The organism is Mesorhizobium sp. M1182, assembly GCF_040318335.1.
Lineage (GTDB): Bacteria > Pseudomonadota > Alphaproteobacteria > Rhizobiales > Rhizobiaceae > Mesorhizobium.
Genome location: NZ_JAMYMD010000014.1, coordinates 56,017 through 71,796, shown reverse-complemented (window position 1 = coordinate 71,796; position 15,780 = coordinate 56,017). Strand labels below are relative to the sequence as shown.

The window sequence follows — 15,780 nt, the reverse complement described above, 5'->3', positions numbered from 1 at the left end:
CGTATGGCGCGCCGTTCAGAAGCCGGGCACGATGTCCTTGTCGTCGCCCATTCCCTCCTTGAGGCCGTACGCACGTGCGGCGGTGGAAATCCGATCCATGACGCGCTTGTCGGCGAGCGTCTCGCAGTCATCGTCTGCGGGCGTGAACAGATCGCCCTGATCAGGCTCCTGGACGACGAGGGTCCGTTCTTCGCGCAGGCCCGGATGGCGCTGCTGCTGGACACCTCCGTCTTCGATTGCCGCGCCGGCACTGTCGTCATCGCCAGCAAGACGCCGATCCACGCCGCGCACCTGTCCGCTCCAATCGTCCGGGCGCGACGTGGGCCGATCCGCGTAGGCACCGTCGCGCAGCACCGGCGAAGGCAGCACTCGCTCCGTGAAATTCGGATCCTGGTAATAACGCAACTTCTTGGCGCGAATCGGCGGCAATCCCGAAACCAGGATTAGTTCGTCAGCCTGCGGCAACTGCATCACCTCACCCGGCGTCAGCAGGGGGCGAGCAGTCTCTTGGCGGCTTACCATGACGTGGGACAACCAGGGCGCCAACCGATGGCCGGCATAGTTGCGCATCGATCTGAGTTCCGTCGCGGTACCGAGCGCGTCCGAGATGCGTTTGGCCGTGCGCTCGTCATTTGAGGAAAAGGCAATCCGCACGTGGCAATTGTCGAGAATGGCGTTGTTCTCGCCATAGGCCTTGGAGATTTGGTTCAACGATTGCGCTATCAGATAAGCGCGGATGCCGTAGCCTGCCATGAAGGCGAGCGCAGTCTCGAAGAAGTCGAGCCGACCGAGCGCCGGAAATTCATCCAGCATCATCAGGAGCTGATGCTTGCGGCTCTTCTTTGGATCGCCCTCCAGGCGCTCGGTCAGCCGCCGGCCGATTTGATTGAGCACCAATCGCACCAGGGGCTTAGTGCGCGAGATATCCGACGGCGGCACGACCAGATACAGCGACATCGGTCGCTCGGCATCCACAAGGTCGGCAATGCGCCAGTCGCAGGCCGATGTTGCCGCGGCCACCGTTGGATCACGATAGAGCCCGAGAAACGACATGGCGGTCGAGAGAACGCCTGAGCGCTCGTTCTCTGACTTGTTCAGCACCTCACGAGCCGCCGAGGCCACGACCGGATGGACCTGGGGCTTGTCCACCGTGCCGAGGTGGTTTGTGGTCATCATCCGCTGCAGTGTCGCAGCGAATGAGCGTTGCGGGTCCGACAGGAAGGTGACGACACGGGCGAGTGTCTTTTCCTCTTCGGCGTAGAGCACGTGCAAGATGGCGCCAACTAGGAGTGAATGACTGGTCTTCTCCCAATGGTTCCGCCGCTCCAGCGCGCCTTCCGGATCGACGAGAATGTCGGCGATGTTCTGAACGTCGCGGACCTCATCTGGACCTTTGCGCACTTCCAGCAGCGGGTTGTACCGCGCCGATCTCGGATCGGTCGGATTGAACAAGAGACAGTGCGAGAACTTCGACCTCCAGCCAGAGGTCAGCTGCCAGTTCTCGCCTTTGATGTCGTGAATGACGGCCGAGCCGGTCCAGGAAAGAAGGGTTGGAACAACGAGTCCGACGCCCTTGCCCGAACGTGTCGGCGCAAAGGCCATGACGTGTTCCGGTCCGTCATGGCGCAGATAGCGATAATTCAGTCCGCCAAGGAAAACGCCGGCCGGCTGAAACAGCCCCGCCTTCTCGATTTCCAGCTTCATGGCCCATCGTGAGGACCCATAGGTGGTGACCAACCCCCGCTGCCGTGCGCGCCAGAGGGACCCAGCTATCGCGGCGGCACAGCCCAGGAACCCGCTGGCTCCGGCAAGTATGCCAGCCTTGTCGAAGACTTCAGGCGCATAGGCGTCAAATTGGAACCACCATTCGAACAGTTTCCACGGCTGGTAGATCGGCCAGCCGACTGTCACAAACCATGGCGCGCCGAGTGGCGGCTGATAGGAGAGCATGTGGGCGCACCATTGGGTTGCAGTCCACACGCCAAGAATGACAATTGCGAATACGACAGCGATCTGCCCAATCAGCAACTTCGTGGGTGTCAATGGCTTGCTCCGCTCTTCTGGGCAGACGGACCAAACATCGCGCCGAGCGATGAGAATTCGAACGGCCGCTACGTGCGACCAGGTGCGATGACAAGGTTGATAGGCATTGTTCACCTGCGAACAGCGAAAATCCGCCGCAGCAACCGACCGGCGGTGCCAGGTACGCGGTTTGGTCGCAGAAGATGTTGGGGCTTCAGGCGCGGGCACATTGAAGATGTGCTGACAGACAAACCTTTGGAGCCGACGCGTTTGTGCGAGTAGCGAGCTGAAAGGCTCGGCGAGAAGTCGTCGTTCTCAATCGGGCGACGGGGGATACATCGGCGAAGACGGCATAAGGCAGGATGGGCCAGACCGAGCCGACGGCAACGTCGTAGCCAAGGCCTTGGAGCCCATAGCGCCTGGCCGGGAGGCCGCCGCCAGTCAGGCTTACGCGGCGCGTCGTTGAGCGAGGTGAAGACCCGAACGGGCTCGACGAGGGTCCACGGCGGTCACAATGTTGTGGTGGTGATCGCAGTAGACGCGATCCGGCGAAGTTGGCCCAGCACAAAAACGATAACCGCCAGGTACAGAAGCGTCTTCGCTCACCGGGAAGCGGCACTGATAGAGGCCTAGCTGAATGAGGGGGACGTCTCTCGAAGTTGGTCTGATATTTTCAGGCATGATGGTTTCCTAGTTCGTAGCAGTTACCAGCTGACGGCCGCAGTGCGACCCGTCGGGACGAGCTTCTCTCGTTTTGGAGGGCTATGGGTCACCATATGGTGTTGGTAGCACCATCAATGAAGCCCTACGCCCTGCTTCTGAAGCCAATAGTTTGCGACTTAAGGCCACACGCGCGAACGCATTAGCAATCTACCATCGTGTCCCCGAGGCACTCGCCCGCCGCGGTTTGCCGGCGGCGGGGTGGCACTGGCTTGTGGGGCCCTAGGCCCACTCGCGGCGCTCGCACTGGATCTCGGTGCGGGTTTCCCTTGTCTCATCGCCCTGTCAGCGCCTTGCAAATGAGCGAAACCAAGCTGTCGCGCGCTCGCTCGTGGAGTGCGCCTTTCGGCCGCCATGCAAGGAAATCATCAACGCTCATCCAATCAGCCGGGTTTGTGTCGGCGTCTGGCTGGCTGAATTCCACATACAGATGCAGTTCGTCCGGCACGAAGACGACCCTCCACAATCCTTCGATGTCATTGGCAAGGTTGTAGGCGAGGACGGTCATGGCGGGGCACTCCTTTCGCCGTGGAGCGTGCCTATCTCACGGGAAAATTCCATCGCCAGAAGTTGGTATTGACGCTCCCGCTTTCTCACAAATCCAACGTCCGCATGATGCCGAAAGGTGCAGCTAGCTTTTTTGTATCCTGGTTGGAACACGGGACCGCCGCGCAAGTTCGGTGCACGCAGCCATTCCTCCCCTCCAGGTATTGCTGCAGATCGGTATCCCGATCGGCCCGCGCTCCCCGCAAGGCGCGGGCCCTGGGGCTGTGGTGCTCATGCCATCTACTTCGATCCGCAAGATGGAATATGATCGGGATAGAAGAACCCTCTCGGTGTGGTTCGTCGCCAGCCGTAAACGGTACGAGTTTGAGGGGGTACCGCCGGAAACCTTTGCCGCGTTCCGGGCCGCGTTCGCCAAGGGCCGCTATTTCAACGACCACATCCGCAACAATTTCCGCTACCGTCTGGTTGCGAGCGATAGCGACCCGGGATGACCTGACCTGCCGGCGGCTCAGTCGTCCTATCGCTCCAACCGGCGGTTGGTGGACGCGTTGCCGCTGTGGCGCTTAGGGTTGGTTACGGTCCGCGCTCACTTGGCAAGCCCACCCCCCGCATCCCCCCGCCTGGTGCAAAGCGTTTGATCGGTCCCGCCGTTCTGGCAGTGCGGCGGGACTTTTTTGCGGTCCAGGTGGAGCATCGGCGCGCGGGGAAGGCGCGGTGCACGCAGCACCCTTTTCTCATCCAACGTACGTCGGTGGCGCGCTGAAGGGTCTCAATGACGGTCTGCCGCCGGAGCTCAATTAGCTGGACTATTGCTCGACCGGAAGCGGCTGGTGCTGCGGCTCAGCGTGATGAAAGACCTGTCCAAGATCGCGCGCGTCGAACGTTTGGCCGCAGACTGGGCAGTAGACCAAGTGCTTCGACTCGTCCTCTACCGGCCCGTCATGCGGCCTGCCCTCATAGCCGGTCGCGATGTTGTCGGTTCTAATCCGGGGCATCGACAAGTGCCTTTCGTCGTTTTGGCGGCCGATATTTCTCCATTAGCCGGACCTTGTCACGGTCGACCGTGACCAGCGGCCCGAGGTCGATCGTCACGGTGTCCTCGTCGATGCGCGTGACCTCGCCTTTCAGGTCGATTTGCTGGCCTCGGTTCACCTTGGTGTGGTCGATGATGGAATGTGGGAAGTCGTAACCTGGGATAGAGACGCTTACGCGGTCCTCTGTTATTGTTATCCGCCTTCGAACCCTGGCCGTAATCGCCACCTGGTCACCAATGCCTATTCCCCGAGCCATGCCATGGATTCTGGTGCGGGCAGCGTCTTCTTCAAGAGGCTTCTAATATACGCCCGCAATCGTAAGGCTGACCTACGACCAGAGTTACAAAAGTTGAACTTCATCGGGGAACACTCCTTCTGTCTGCCTGTTCAATTTGCCAGGCGCATCCCGCGCATTCAGACAGGAGAAAGATGATGAAACGCATCCTTTTGGCTTCGGCCGTGCTGGCGGTGTCGGCCGGGCTTTCCTTTGCCCAGACGACTAGCGGAACTTCGAGCGGAACCTCGACCACCACAACCATGCCCAGTACGACGGATCAGGGCACCGGCACGACGAGCAGCGGCACCAACATGTCCGGCGATCAGGGCACCGACACGACGACCACCAGCGGCACCACAAATCCGAACTCGGCCAGAGACTGCGCGCCGGGCCAGCAGACTGGCAGCGCTCAGCAGGCGGCGCCTGGTCAGCAGGACACGACAGCCAATACCGCCGCGCCGGGCCAGGTGAAAAAGACCGACGAAGGTTGCTGATTGGCACATCGGCTCGGGTTGGAATCACCAGCGTGTGGCTGGCTGATCTCCCCCGACCACCGCCTGAACTCAACTCGGCTGGCGAGCAAGTTCCCGCCAGCTCAACGTTCTGATGCTGAAAATACTGGACCAGATCTATGCGTTCTCACCGTGACGCCAGCGAAGCGACGACACCGGGGCGGGACAGGCGAGGCCGCTACAGCTCCAGGCTTGTCTTCCCGGTGCGCACGGCGTCGACGACTTCGCTCATCGAGTCGAGGACGAGCTGGCCGACGATCCCCATGCGGATCAGCAACTCAGGGTCGATCGAGGGACGGCCGATCGGGCAGGCCGCACCCTAATACCCAGGCGGAAAGGCCACGCCCACGCCTGGACACGGCCAGTGTATAGCGGCGGACTGCTTGCCAATGAGCTCTAGTGATGTCGAGCGCCCGCTGCGCCGATATGAGCGTGGAGGCCACGAACAGGCGTTTCAAAGGTCTGGCCTGATCGCGCCGGTTGATGATGCGGATAAAGGCCTGGTGGCCAGGCATCAGCGGCTCGGCCGCCGCCACGATCTCGGCCTGCCGCCACTTGTAGAAGGGCGCCAGATACTGGCGGATGGCCTTGAGCGTAGCGTCATGCTGGAGCGCCAACGGATCGGGATCGATGCCGCCAAAAGGCGACAAGACCAAGTACCCAGGACCGAAGCCAACAGCGATGGGGAAGCGCGACAAGATCGTGAAGTTGGATGCCGAGGGCATGACCAGAACAGCGATAGCCAAAGGAACTGGGGTCAGTGAGCGGAGCGTTTATCGGGAGCTTCAGGGGACCGGTGAGCGCCGATAGGTGACCACTAGGACTACGAGGCGAATTAGGCCCCACCAGACTATGAAACGCTCCTCTCCCAAGCTGACCCGCGCTCTTCCGTATCTTGACCCTCAGCTTCAGACGCCTGTCGAGGAAGTGTTCGACGCTGGCCATCACCCGTGCGCCCGCACGCTCGCTGCGAACATAGAGGGCAGTCGTCGGCGTAGCGAACGAAGCAGTGCTTGCGTCGCTCCAGTTCCCTGTCGAGTTCGTCCAGCATTCCGACTTTGAAACATGGCTGATTTCCACACAGTCGCGGCGGGGCAAGACCGGCTTTTAAGCGTTTGAGACGGATCTCATGGATGGTCGCTGGCTCTGGATGACGGAAACGGATCAAAACGACGGCTGGATGCTCTGCATAGCCAACGAGATCACAATCTGCGGCTTCGGAAGCGAGGCTAGTCTCCATGACGTCAGGGCACGCCGCCGCTTCCGGTCTGCCAGCCTGACGCATGTGTCAACAGTTCCGAGCCGAAGCACTGCACCGCCCTCCCAGCCAAAGAAAGTTGGCTCGCCCGACTGGCAGAAGAAGGCCTCGATGCTTCGCGCCTTCGCGGGGCCGTCAGCCAGACCATCGCCGGTGGGCCGCCGAAGGAACGTGGCATCCTTGCCGCGCTGCGCCGATCCCGCTGCCGGAGCCGATCTCCAGGTCAAGATCTGATGCGACATCTGCTCGATACAAACCGCCTCGGAGCCCCTGCTCTAAAGGAGGGCCCAACGAAACGACCATAATCTTTTCATCTCCTCCCTCACAGCCGTCGAATTCGTCGCGGTGTGCTTGAGAAGCCGTCGGCAAGCGGCGTGACGAGCTCGAAAAATAGTTCGCGGCGTCGGACGGTGCACAGATGCTTTTTGCCGGCCGGGTCCTGTTGTACGACGAGAGGATGGTCCGGCTAGGCAAAGTGCCGGGCCCAAGGAGAGCCAGCTCAGCCTCAATCGCATCGGCCAGCGATTCTTTGAATTCGCGGTAGTCCACATTCATGCAACCACTGCCCTTGTCTTCGCGTTTAGCTGCGTTCAATCGTGGGGAGCGACAAGAATGCGGGCCTTCAGTCCAATTACAATCTGCCTCAATCGCAACCTGACGGTGGTCGCGTCCATAGCCGACGCAATGAAGGTGCTTCAGCAACCATGGCCTAGAATGGGAAAGCCGGGGCGGCTCAACGCGATCCGAATGGTCGAGGAGTCCCTCGCCGGGCATTGCAGCCAGCAAGCTGCGCTCGAGGCCTTCAAGGCGGCCGCGGCTGAACAGGGACTCCTTAGAACAAGAGGGACCACCGCAGGTCTGGGGAAAATTGCGCGGATGGTTGAAGATCTGATGTGAGGTCATGCCGGCAAGCCCGAAATACTGCCTTCTCCCGCGGCAGCCGAAACGCCTCAAAACGGGCTATTAGCCTGGACGTGAGAAGGCCCTGGCTGTACAGTCTAAATGAGATCGACTGGTCGTCGTAGGCCCGTCGAAGTCAACGGGCTGGACCAAGCGTGTCAAAGACACGACTGGCGAAGAGATCGTGCCCAGCAGAGCGTGAGGGATCGCGATGCCAAGACCGATGCCGTCGAGCCGAGACACTCGCGGTCGAAGAGACCACGGAGAATCATCTGCTCATCAAGCCCAGTTCTCCGCGCAATCCTGATCGCGATTTTTGATAAGGTGCAGCCGCACTGTTTGGCCAGCGCAGAAATTCACCGTCGGTTAAGTGGGTCCTGGCTGTCCCGGACGCGGACAGCCGAGCGTCCGTGCGAAGCGTCGCGAGATTTTTGAACAAAAGCGCGAGCTCTCTACCTTACCGAGGGCTTCAGGCGGAAAGCGTTCAAGAGGGCCGTAGCGGCCAAGCAGCCGGGCAGCCGAGACCAGGCCGATGCCTTCGAGACCCGGATAGCCATCGGCGGCATCACCGACGAGCGCGAGGAAATCTGGAATGAGGGCCGGCTCAACTCCGAACTTCTCGCGTACACCCGCGCCATCGCGAATTTTCTGGGTCCTGCGGTCTACCTGGACCACGTGGTCACCGCGGACACACTGCGCGAGATCCTTGTCCGGCGTCCAGATGCACGCCTTCTGCACGCGCTCATCGGCAGCCGCGCTGTGCGCCGCGGAGGCCAGCGCGTCGTCGGCTTCGAGCTCCATCATCGGCCAGACCGCCACTCCCATCGCCGCCAAGGCTTCCTCGAGGGGGTGAAACTGCGCGAGCAACGCCGGCTCGATGCCATCCCCGGTCTTGTAGCCGGGCCAGAGCTGATTTCTAAAGATTCGACTACATGATCGGTAGCCACCCCAACGTGTGTGGCGCCATTCTCGATCATCTCCAGCACTGTGTTCAGCACGCCGACGACGGCGCCAAACGGCTTGTCATGGCCGTTGTTGAACCGGCGTTGGCCGTAGAAGTGGCGAAACAGTTCGTATGTGCCGTCCACTAAATGTACGATAATTGCAATCCTCGAGGAAAAGCATCCGGCCCGGTCTGCAAAGCTAGACGACAGTTGGCCTTCTCCAAACCTTCAAGTAGGTGCGCTCCGCGAACAACGAGAAGATCAGCTACCTGCCGCGCAAGCTCAGCGAAGAGGGCAGCGGCCCGTTCGGGACCTCTGCTACTATGCACCTTGGGGCAAACTTGCGATCTTCTACGCCGGCTACCACTGGTCCAGGGATTGATTAGGCTCGGTCGCATCGACGGCGGCTTCGATCCTCTGCTGGTGGGAGGCGAATTCCGCTCCGCATCGAACTCCTCTCCTGATCCCATACTGACGACAGGACAACAACAATGCTTGGAAGCTTGGAACAGTTCTTTATGGTCCTGGCGACATCCGCTGCGATGAAGTCGCCGACCCGAAGGTTCTTCATCCGACTGACCCATCATCCAGCTCTCGGCGACCTGCATTTGCGGCTCGGACCTGTGGCCGTATAGGGGGATCCAGAATGTCGAAGCCCCATGCACATGGGTCAAGAATACTGCGGCATCGTCATGGAGGTCGGCAGCGAAATCAGGACGGTTCGTCCCGGCCAGTTCGCTGGCGGAGAGTTGGCTTTCGAGTTTGCTGAGGCCGAGTGAGACGGCGCAAGCCACCTTGATGTTCTGAGTTCGCTCTGCACTGGGGTCATACACCTTGATATGGTCTTATGTCCTAGGACAGAGGACACACCGCATGAATGGGATGAAAAGTCAGGATATCGTGATGCTTCTGAAGCTCGTGAGCTTGCAGGAGCAGGAGGGGCAAGTTGGCTCCGGGGAGCTTCATTGGAGCTTCTCGGGCGAGGCCCCGTACTCAGTTCGCGGCCTGGAATCGCTACCCGGGATCAGCAAAACGAGATCGACGCTTCGATCAAGCGAACCCTCTCGTCGGGACTCGCCATCAAAGATCGAGATACGGGCCGAGCCAATCCCCCTCGCCGCAATCTACACAATTTTCTCGTCCACGGACTGAAATTTGTGTTCCCCGCAAGGCGGGCGGCATCACGCGCGGCATGCCGACGGCCTTTGCCGCGCCAATGCTAAAAGGATTGCTGATGAGCGGCGGTGAGTACATCCACATCTGGCCGTTTGCGGAAGGCCGGGATATGGGCCAATCGATCGAGCCCTTGTTCAAGAGCGTGCCTGAAGCTGTTCCGAAAGATGAGCGGCTGGACGAATATCTTGCGCTTGTCGATGCGATCCGGCTCGGAAACCAGCGGGAGGTGGGCCTTGCCGGTGAGCGGCTTTCTGAAAGGCTTCTGAAGAATTGACTACCATCAGAGGCGAGCTGCTCCACATGCTACAGATAGTAGCCGAGGCGCTGGGAAGCGACTTTCGGGAGCGTCTGATATTTGTGGGCGGATGCACGACCGCTCTTTTCATTACCGACGAAGTCACGCTTGGGGATGTCAGGGCGACGGACGATGTCGATCTCATTGTCGATCTACTCCGCAAAGCGCGGTGTTGGTCGGAGATAATAGAACCTTATACCGCAATCCAACTTAGCTAGTTGTAATGTCCCCTCCTCTTTTGCCGCAGCCAGGAATGCCCTGCAGGCCTCCTCCGGCTCCATCTGACGCTGCCCCCAGTTTCTATCCATTTTTGAGTTCCTCAGCCCTCCAGGAACGCCAGAAGCGCCGCATTCACCGCGTTGCTCTCTTCGCGTTGAACCCAATGCGTCCCCTCCTCGAAAGTCTGCAGGCGGCCATCGTCGCAAAGGGCGAGACTGCGCTTGGCCAGCCCGGATTCCAGAGCCTGGTCCTGCATCCCCCACATAACAAGAGTGGGCGTCGTGATCCGCTCCTTCAGGCTCGGGCGAAAGCGCAAGGCGCGATACCAGTTGAGCATGCTGGTCAGCGCCCCCGGCCGCTCCCAAGCCTGCCGATATTCTGCAATCTCCTCTTCTTCGAAGGCGCCTTCCCGGCTGGATGTCCTGAGTGCTCGTGCGAGCAAGGCGGAGCGCCGCGCACCCAAAACGGCTTCGGGCAGCAATGGGATCTGGAAGAAAACCACGTAACTGCTCCGCAGAAACTGCGTCGGAGATCGCAGGGCATGGGTAAACACCACGTCGGGATGGGGCGCATTCAGGATGACGAGCTTGTCCAGGCGATGAGGCAACTTTGCCCCGGCGGCCCAAGCGACGATGCCGCCCCAGTCATGGCCGGCGAGGTGAACCTTCCGATGCCGAGCGCGTCGGCCAAGGCGAAGACATCGCCGAGGAGCTTGGGGAGCGTGTACTCGCGGATGCCCCCTGGCTTGTCGCTGGTGTTGTAGCCCCTCTGGTCGGGAACGATGACCCGATATCCGGCGGAAGCGAGCGTACCGATCTGCCGTCTCCAGCCGATCCAGAAGTCCGGGAAGCCGTGCAGGAGCATGACCGGCTTACCCCCGGCAGGCCCGGCCTGAACGACATGAAACCGAATGCTTCCGGCGTTGACGAACTGATGTTCAGGCGCGAGCGAGATCATGGCTGGTAACGCGAGTGTCCTAAAACTGATCCAGCGCAATGAGGATTATCAGGCTGTCGTCCCGACAACATGCACGCTCAGCCGTCGCATCCCAGCAGATGGGCATGGGAGCCGAAGGTCCAAGTGGGGATGCCGCGAGTGTTTCTGCAGCCGGGGTGTTATTTGCAAGCGCAGGTCTGCACCTGCATCCTTTGGCGCTACTATACGTTTCCCTGCGACGAAGGTGCTCCGGACCGGCGGCCATGTCGAAGAAAACAACCGAGGACGCTTACGAAGGTAAAGTGCAACTTGAGCGGCCGCCCGACCCGGAGGGCCGGGGACGCAATGCCGAATGGCCGTCAGAGATTCCTGGCCGCGGCTGGAAGGACGTGCTGTGGCGGATGTTCGCTGAGCTCACCGAGGACCGTGTTATGCTTATCGCGGCCGGGGCTGCATTCTATCTGCTTCTTGCCTTCTTTCCAGCGCTTGCCGCCTTCGTGTCCATCTACGGTCTCGTCGCCGATCCTCAGACCATCGCTGAGCACGTTGCGTTCCTTGGCGGCGTACTGCCCTCGGGAGGTCTGGATATTATCAGATCTCAGCTTGCGTCCTTGGCCGCTCAGAAGGCTGGCGCGCTCAGTTTCGGCTTCATCTTCGGCCTTGCCGTCGCACTGTGGAGCGCCAGTAACGGCATAAAAACGCTATTCGAAGCCATGAACATCGCCTACGAGGAGAGTGAAAAGCGCGGCTTCATCCACCTGAATCTCCTGGCCTTGGGCTTCACACTTGGCGCCATCCTCATTGGTATCGGCTTTATCATCTCGGTGGGGATTGTGCCGGCCGTGCTTGCGCTGCTGAACCTCGGCGGCTGGACCGAAGCCCTTGTGCGGATCTTTCGGTGGCCGATGATGCTGATCATGGTGGGCGTCGGGATCACGCTGATTTACCGCTACGGACCCAGCCGGGAAAGGGCAAAGTGGCAATGGGCGACATGGGGCGCCTTCCTCGCCGCTGTGGTCTGGATCGCAGTCTCGATAGGCTTCTCCTATTATCTTGAAAACTTCGCCAACTACAACGCCACGTATGGAGCTCTTGGGGCAGTCATCGGCTTGATGATGTGGACTTGGATTTCTGTGATTATCCTGGTTGTAGGTGCGGAGCTGAATTCCGAGATGGAGCATCAGACAGCGATGGACACCACCACAGGTGCGCAGCAGCCGATGGGTTCGCGAGGTGCCACGGTCGCCGACACGCTGGGCGGATCGGCCGATGACGCCGACCAGCAGTCGCGTTTTGACGAGCGCAATGCGTAGCGCGCAGCTCACTTTGCATGCCATGGTCAAGCGGCTGTAACCACGCCGCGGAGCGTGGCCCAGAACGGCTCAAGCCGCGGGCCCGGCTTGCCGAGGTGACAGGCGATCTCACCATCCAGAAGCAACGCAAAAGCGCCGTCGCCGATGCCGAACCCCTCGCCAGCCTCGACGAGGTCGTTGTTCTGCTGAAGCGTCAGAGCCACCGACTTGAAGGCGAGATCGCCTCGCTACGCGACGACGACCCGCTGTGGGCCTGTCTCGATTAGATCTTCCGTCCGGTCAACGGTGTCGCCCGCGTACTCCTGATGGCCGAGTTGTCCGAGATTGGCACCCTTTCCAATAAAGCCATCGCCAAACTCGTAGGCTTGGCGCCGATCGCCAGTGACAGCGGGAGGCGCAGCGGTCGAAGACCGGTGCGCGGCGGCCGTGAAGGTCCGCGCAGCCTCTCCTCGTCGCGCTCACCGTCGCCAGATATGGTCCCCACCTCGGCGCCTTCCATCAGAGTTGAAGCAGGCAGGGAAGGGACAGATGGGTGATTCGCATTGCGCTCGCCCGCAAGCAACTCGTCATTCCCAATGCAAACGCACCCGATCCGCGCACCGAGTTCGAAAATGCAACTTGGACACCCTAGCCAGTCGCTCATTGGGAACCAACGGGCCTTACCTCCGTTTGCTCCTCGAATGGAGGAAACCATGAACAACCGGAATTCTGAACGGCGTCCCCCAACTGCGGTAAGGACTGGTGACGGTACCTCGGAAGACATAGGAGCAACCGTAAGGGGCGCCTTATCCAAAGCGTCGGACATAGCACAAGGGGCAGCGGGAACCGCCAAACGGGCGGCCGCTGGTGGCGCGTCCACCGTGACCAATCAGGTGAAGGAGATGTTGGACCGTCAGGTCGGCAGCGGCGCCGAGGTGATGGGCCAACTGGCGAGTTCGACCAAACGTGCGGCCGAGGACCTCGACACAAATGCACCGATCGTCGCTGGGGTCGTGCGCACCTTCGCCAATAGGCTTGATGGATACGCAGACGACCTGCGAGACAGATCCGTCGATCAACTGGTTCTTGCAGCGTCCGATTTGGCCAGGCGCAAGCCGGGTTTGGTGTTTGGGCTGGCCGCCGTAGCGGGTTTTTTGACATTCCGCACGCTGAAGAGCGCGCCTCCCGCTTCAGAATCCATCAAGGAAAGGCGGCCGGGAGCGAACTGATCTGATGGCACAGGAACAACTGAAGAATTCGCCTCTCCCTCAAGCACTGTCGGCAGTGTTGGCGGACGCCGCGGACCTCTTTCAAAAAGAGTTGCGCCTGGCGCATGCGGAGCTGTCCGCCAACGTCTCAACGAAGCTCCAAGCAGGTGTGTGGATGTCTGCTGCTGGCGCGCTGGGAGTGGTCGCCGCTCTGCTTCTAATGCAAGCCCTCGTACTTGGAATCTCGAGCTTAGGGATAGCCCTGCACTGGTCGTGTCTCATAGTCGCGACCGCAACGGCGGCTGCCGCTGTTTTCGCCTACTATAGGGGCCGCGCTGATGCGCAAAAAGAACTTCTGCCGACACACTCTATAAGCCAAATAAAGCAGGATATTGCGACAACCAAGGAGCAATTAACATGAGCCGCAATTCACAGGTCCAGGATTTTGGAACGAAAGAATGGCTTCTCAGCTCCGCTAGGAACAATCCCGAAGGCCTTCTGCTCGTCGCAGCAGGGTGCGCGCTGCTAATGCGCAGCCGCGGTTCAAGTGCCGGGCATCGCGAGCAATCCCGTGGAACCAACGGGCGCCAAAATGCTCCGCACGCACGCACCGCCAGCGGCGGGGCGTCAAAAGCGCAGGAACAGGCTAGCGAGACAGCTGAGGCCATGCGCGACAATTTAGCCGGCATTGGGGAGAAGGTGAGTGAAACCGCAAGTCACTACGCATCATCCGCCGCGTCATACGCAGAACAGGCCGGTCGCTCCGTATCCGAGAAGTCAGGGCGCGTGGTGCAGCAAGCCCAATCAACGTTGCAAGACACGATTGGCCGCATGGTGGAAGAACAGCCATTGGCTTTTGTTCTGGCCGGCTTCGCAGCCGGTGCCGCCATAGCTGCTGCTTTGCCGGCCAGCGATGTCGAGAGGCGCACGCTCGGCCCAGCAGGAGAGCGATTGACGGATGCTGCTGAAAAAGCTGGGGAACGCTTGAAGTCCTCGACATCAAAGGCGGGCGAACGGCTCAAAAGCGCCGCCGAGGAACATGGGCTGAATTCGGACGGCCTGAAGGAGGTCGCAAGGGACGTTGCGGGCGCCTTTGGAAGCGCCTTGTCAGAAGAGCAATCAAGTGAACCCGTGCAGCCGCCTTCGCCAAGCCCAAGTGGATCGAGCGGTTCATCCACTCCGGCCGCCAAGCTGCAACCGGGCAGCGCCACCCCTTCGGAAGGAATAACGGCCAAATCGCAGCGGTCGGGCAACGCTCGGTCGAGCAAACCTGCCCGCCCCGGTGGCAAGAGAGATTTATGATGGCCGATCCGCAACTTGAGCATCTTGAATACGAAGTTGAGGCTGCCCGGGCTAAGCTCGCCGAGGACTTGTCGACACTTCGGTCGCCAAACACGCTCTCCGAATTTACCGATGATTTGAAACACGAAGCGCTTGAGGCAAAGGATGCCCTGGTGGAGAAAGCAAGAGCCTCAATGCAATCGGTGGCGCAGGCGATTATTGACGATCTCAAGGCCAAGGCGGCTGCCAATCCGAGCGCTGCTTTGGCGATTGGGGCCGGTTTGGGGTGGCGTTTCCTCCGCCGTCCGCCGATCGCAACCGCACTTGTCGGAGCGGGATTGTTCAGCTTATTGCGGACCAATTCGGCCCGGCCACCCGGCGAGCAGCAGGTGGATCACCTATCGTACGCCAAGGAGCGCCTGAAGGAGCAATCTAGTGATTTGGCCGAAAGCGTCAGTGATTTCGCTCTTGAAACGGCTGGTAAAATAAAACGCCAAGCTGCCGAGTTGACCGGCGTGGCCAAGGAAACTGTAAAAGAGAAGACAGAACGTCTAGCTGCGGGTATCCGCCATAGCGGCGTTGGGCCGCACGAGGGCGAGACTGCCGCGAGAGCATCCGCACCCTTCGATGAAGCTTCGTTAGCTGTTCAAGACGCATCGGGCAATGAGCATACCGAGGACAAACTCCTTCTGGCGGCGGCAGGTTTGGCAGTCGCCGCGGCTGTCGGCTTTGCCTATCAACGACGTGTGAATGAGCAGATGGACACCGACCGAACTGGAAGAGCGTAGACAGAGGTCATTGCAGAGAAACAGTCGTCCTGAAGGCAAAGTATGATGCCGCGCTGACATTTATCGAGTCCCGACGAGTTCAGCCATCGGATTGCATATTCTGGAACCACGGACGGCGCGATGACGATGCGCACGGCGGAGAAGATCGGACAAAGCGGTCAACCCCTTCGAGCATGATGATCGTCGGCCGGTCGGTCACGGCCTTCAGCGAAACCGCCAGCGACCGGCTGAAGCGGAATTCACCCCGAAAACTGCCGACCCCATAACGTGAGCGCAACGGCGCGCTCTGTCCGCTGTCAGGACGAACTTTCTCCGATCCGGCTTGGCGCTGCCGGTGCCCGCGCACGCAACTGCTCAGTCATCTAGAGCGTTCTCGGGCATTCCGCTATCGCGACCTCGTTTGGAACGTTT

General features: G+C 60.4%; 17 protein-coding genes and 4 pseudogenes. 14 read left to right on the top strand and 7 right to left on the bottom strand.

What is annotated here, in order from left to right; translation table 11 throughout:
- Window positions 1-15: 15 nt before the first annotated feature.
- Entirely contained in the window at window positions 16-2,043 is a 2,028-nt protein-coding gene (locus NKH33_RS18320) for a conjugal transfer protein TraG (protein WP_352920890.1), read from the bottom strand.
- A 973-nt stretch (window positions 2,044-3,016) separates the two neighbouring features.
- Complete coding sequence (locus NKH33_RS18310) at window positions 3,017-3,250, bottom strand: hypothetical protein (protein ID WP_352508341.1); 234 nt, start codon at window positions 3,248-3,250, stop codon at window positions 3,017-3,019.
- A 172-nt stretch (window positions 3,251-3,422) separates the two neighbouring features.
- Between NKH33_RS18310 and NKH33_RS18305 the strand changes: the two genes are divergently transcribed.
- Window positions 3,423-3,740 carry a KTSC domain-containing protein gene (locus NKH33_RS18305; protein WP_352508340.1) on the top strand — a complete coding sequence of 106 codons (318 nt, stop codon included), beginning with the start codon at window positions 3,423-3,425 and terminating at the stop codon, window positions 3,738-3,740.
- Window positions 3,741-4,230: 490 nt separating this feature from the next.
- On the opposite strand, the gene NKH33_RS18300 is transcribed toward NKH33_RS18305, so the two are convergent.
- Window positions 4,231-4,539 carry a hypothetical protein gene (locus tag NKH33_RS18300; RefSeq protein WP_352682161.1) on the bottom strand — a complete coding sequence of 103 codons (309 nt, stop codon included), beginning with the start codon at window positions 4,537-4,539 and terminating at the stop codon, window positions 4,231-4,233.
- 173 nt (window positions 4,540-4,712) lie between these two features.
- Between NKH33_RS18300 and NKH33_RS18295 the strand changes: the two genes are divergently transcribed.
- Window positions 4,713-5,054: a hypothetical protein gene (locus NKH33_RS18295; protein WP_352902579.1), complete on the top strand. Its 342-nt coding sequence runs from the start codon at window positions 4,713-4,715 to the stop codon at window positions 5,052-5,054.
- Window positions 5,055-5,350: 296 nt separating this feature from the next.
- Here the strand turns inward: NKH33_RS18295 and NKH33_RS18290 are convergent, their stop codons facing one another.
- Window positions 5,351-5,722 (bottom strand): hypothetical protein, encoded by a 372-nt coding sequence (locus NKH33_RS18290; RefSeq protein ID WP_352508346.1) that lies wholly within the window; start codon window positions 5,720-5,722, stop codon window positions 5,351-5,353.
- On the opposite strand from NKH33_RS18290, the gene NKH33_RS18285 reads away from it, so the two are divergent.
- Both NKH33_RS18285 and NKH33_RS18280 read left to right on the top strand, forming a co-directional pair.
- Window positions 5,655-5,882 carry a helix-turn-helix domain-containing protein gene (locus NKH33_RS18285; protein WP_352508336.1) on the top strand — a complete coding sequence of 76 codons (228 nt, stop codon included), beginning with the start codon at window positions 5,655-5,657 and terminating at the stop codon, window positions 5,880-5,882. The genes NKH33_RS18290 and NKH33_RS18285 overlap by 68 nt on opposite strands.
- Before the next feature lie 244 nt (window positions 5,883-6,126).
- Window positions 6,127-6,279 (top strand): annotated as a pseudogene (locus tag NKH33_RS18280) (diguanylate cyclase); the annotation flags it as partial.
- Window positions 6,280-6,465: 186 nt separating this feature from the next.
- On the opposite strand, the gene NKH33_RS18275 reads toward NKH33_RS18280, so the two are convergent.
- Window positions 6,466-6,885, bottom strand: a complete 420-nt coding sequence (locus NKH33_RS18275) for a hypothetical protein (RefSeq protein ID WP_352682210.1) — start codon at window positions 6,883-6,885, stop codon at window positions 6,466-6,468.
- A gap of 57 nt (window positions 6,886-6,942) precedes the next feature.
- Between NKH33_RS18275 and NKH33_RS18270 the strand changes: the two genes are divergently transcribed.
- Window positions 6,943-7,227, top strand: coding sequence for a DUF982 domain-containing protein (locus NKH33_RS18270; protein WP_023680323.1), 285 nt, complete (start codon window positions 6,943-6,945; stop codon window positions 7,225-7,227).
- A gap of 369 nt (window positions 7,228-7,596) precedes the next feature.
- Here NKH33_RS18270 and NKH33_RS18265 read toward each other — a convergent pair whose 3' ends face one another.
- Window positions 7,597-8,154 carry a 5'-3' exonuclease gene (locus NKH33_RS18265; RefSeq protein WP_352508345.1) on the bottom strand — a complete coding sequence of 186 codons (558 nt, stop codon included), beginning with the start codon at window positions 8,152-8,154 and terminating at the stop codon, window positions 7,597-7,599.
- 153 nt (window positions 8,155-8,307) lie between these two features.
- Here NKH33_RS18265 and NKH33_RS18260 point away from each other — a divergent pair, with 153 nt between their 5' ends.
- The 3 genes and pseudogenes from NKH33_RS18260 to NKH33_RS18250 all read left to right on the top strand — a co-directional run bounded on the left by NKH33_RS18260 (window position 8,308) and on the right by NKH33_RS18250 (window position 9,624).
- Window positions 8,308-8,556, top strand: coding sequence for a cyclophilin-like fold protein (locus NKH33_RS18260; RefSeq protein ID WP_352516146.1), 249 nt, complete (start codon window positions 8,308-8,310; stop codon window positions 8,554-8,556).
- Window positions 8,557-8,706: 150 nt separating this feature from the next.
- Window positions 8,707-8,920: pseudogene (locus NKH33_RS18255) on the top strand (alcohol dehydrogenase catalytic domain-containing protein); the annotation flags it as partial.
- Between the two features lie 488 nt (window positions 8,921-9,408).
- The gene (locus NKH33_RS18250) at window positions 9,409-9,624 is read left to right on the top strand and encodes a hypothetical protein (RefSeq protein ID WP_352920889.1); all 216 of its coding nucleotides are present in this window, start codon (window positions 9,409-9,411) and stop codon (window positions 9,622-9,624) included.
- Window positions 9,625-9,964: 340 nt separating this feature from the next.
- On the opposite strand, the pseudogene NKH33_RS18245 reads toward NKH33_RS18250, so the two are convergent.
- Window positions 9,965-10,821: pseudogene (locus NKH33_RS18245) on the bottom strand (alpha/beta fold hydrolase).
- 242 nt (window positions 10,822-11,063) lie between these two features.
- Here NKH33_RS18245 and NKH33_RS18240 point away from each other — a divergent pair.
- The 6 genes and pseudogenes from NKH33_RS18240 to NKH33_RS18210 all read left to right on the top strand — a co-directional run bounded on the left by NKH33_RS18240 (window position 11,064) and on the right by NKH33_RS18210 (window position 15,369).
- On the top strand, window positions 11,064-12,113 hold the full coding sequence (locus tag NKH33_RS18240; RefSeq protein ID WP_352920888.1) for a YihY/virulence factor BrkB family protein: 1,050 nt from the start codon (window positions 11,064-11,066) through the stop codon (window positions 12,111-12,113).
- 62 nt (window positions 12,114-12,175) lie between these two features.
- Window positions 12,176-12,744, top strand: a pseudogene (locus tag NKH33_RS33245) (transposase); the annotation flags it as partial.
- A 229-nt stretch (window positions 12,745-12,973) separates the two neighbouring features.
- Complete coding sequence (locus tag NKH33_RS18225; protein ID WP_352508329.1) at window positions 12,974-13,321, top strand: hypothetical protein; 348 nt, start codon at window positions 12,974-12,976, stop codon at window positions 13,319-13,321.
- A 4-nt stretch (window positions 13,322-13,325) separates the two neighbouring features.
- Entirely contained in the window at window positions 13,326-13,721 is a 396-nt protein-coding gene (locus NKH33_RS18220) for a phage holin family protein (protein ID WP_352508328.1), read from the top strand.
- Window positions 13,718-14,602 (top strand): hypothetical protein, encoded by an 885-nt coding sequence (locus tag NKH33_RS18215; protein WP_352508327.1) that lies wholly within the window; start codon window positions 13,718-13,720, stop codon window positions 14,600-14,602. The genes NKH33_RS18220 and NKH33_RS18215 overlap by 4 nt, the downstream gene beginning before the upstream one ends.
- Window positions 14,599-15,369, top strand: coding sequence for a hypothetical protein (locus NKH33_RS18210; RefSeq protein ID WP_352508326.1), 771 nt, complete (start codon window positions 14,599-14,601; stop codon window positions 15,367-15,369). The genes NKH33_RS18215 and NKH33_RS18210 overlap by 4 nt, the downstream gene beginning before the upstream one ends.
- The last annotated feature ends 411 nt before the right edge of the window (window positions 15,370-15,780 follow it).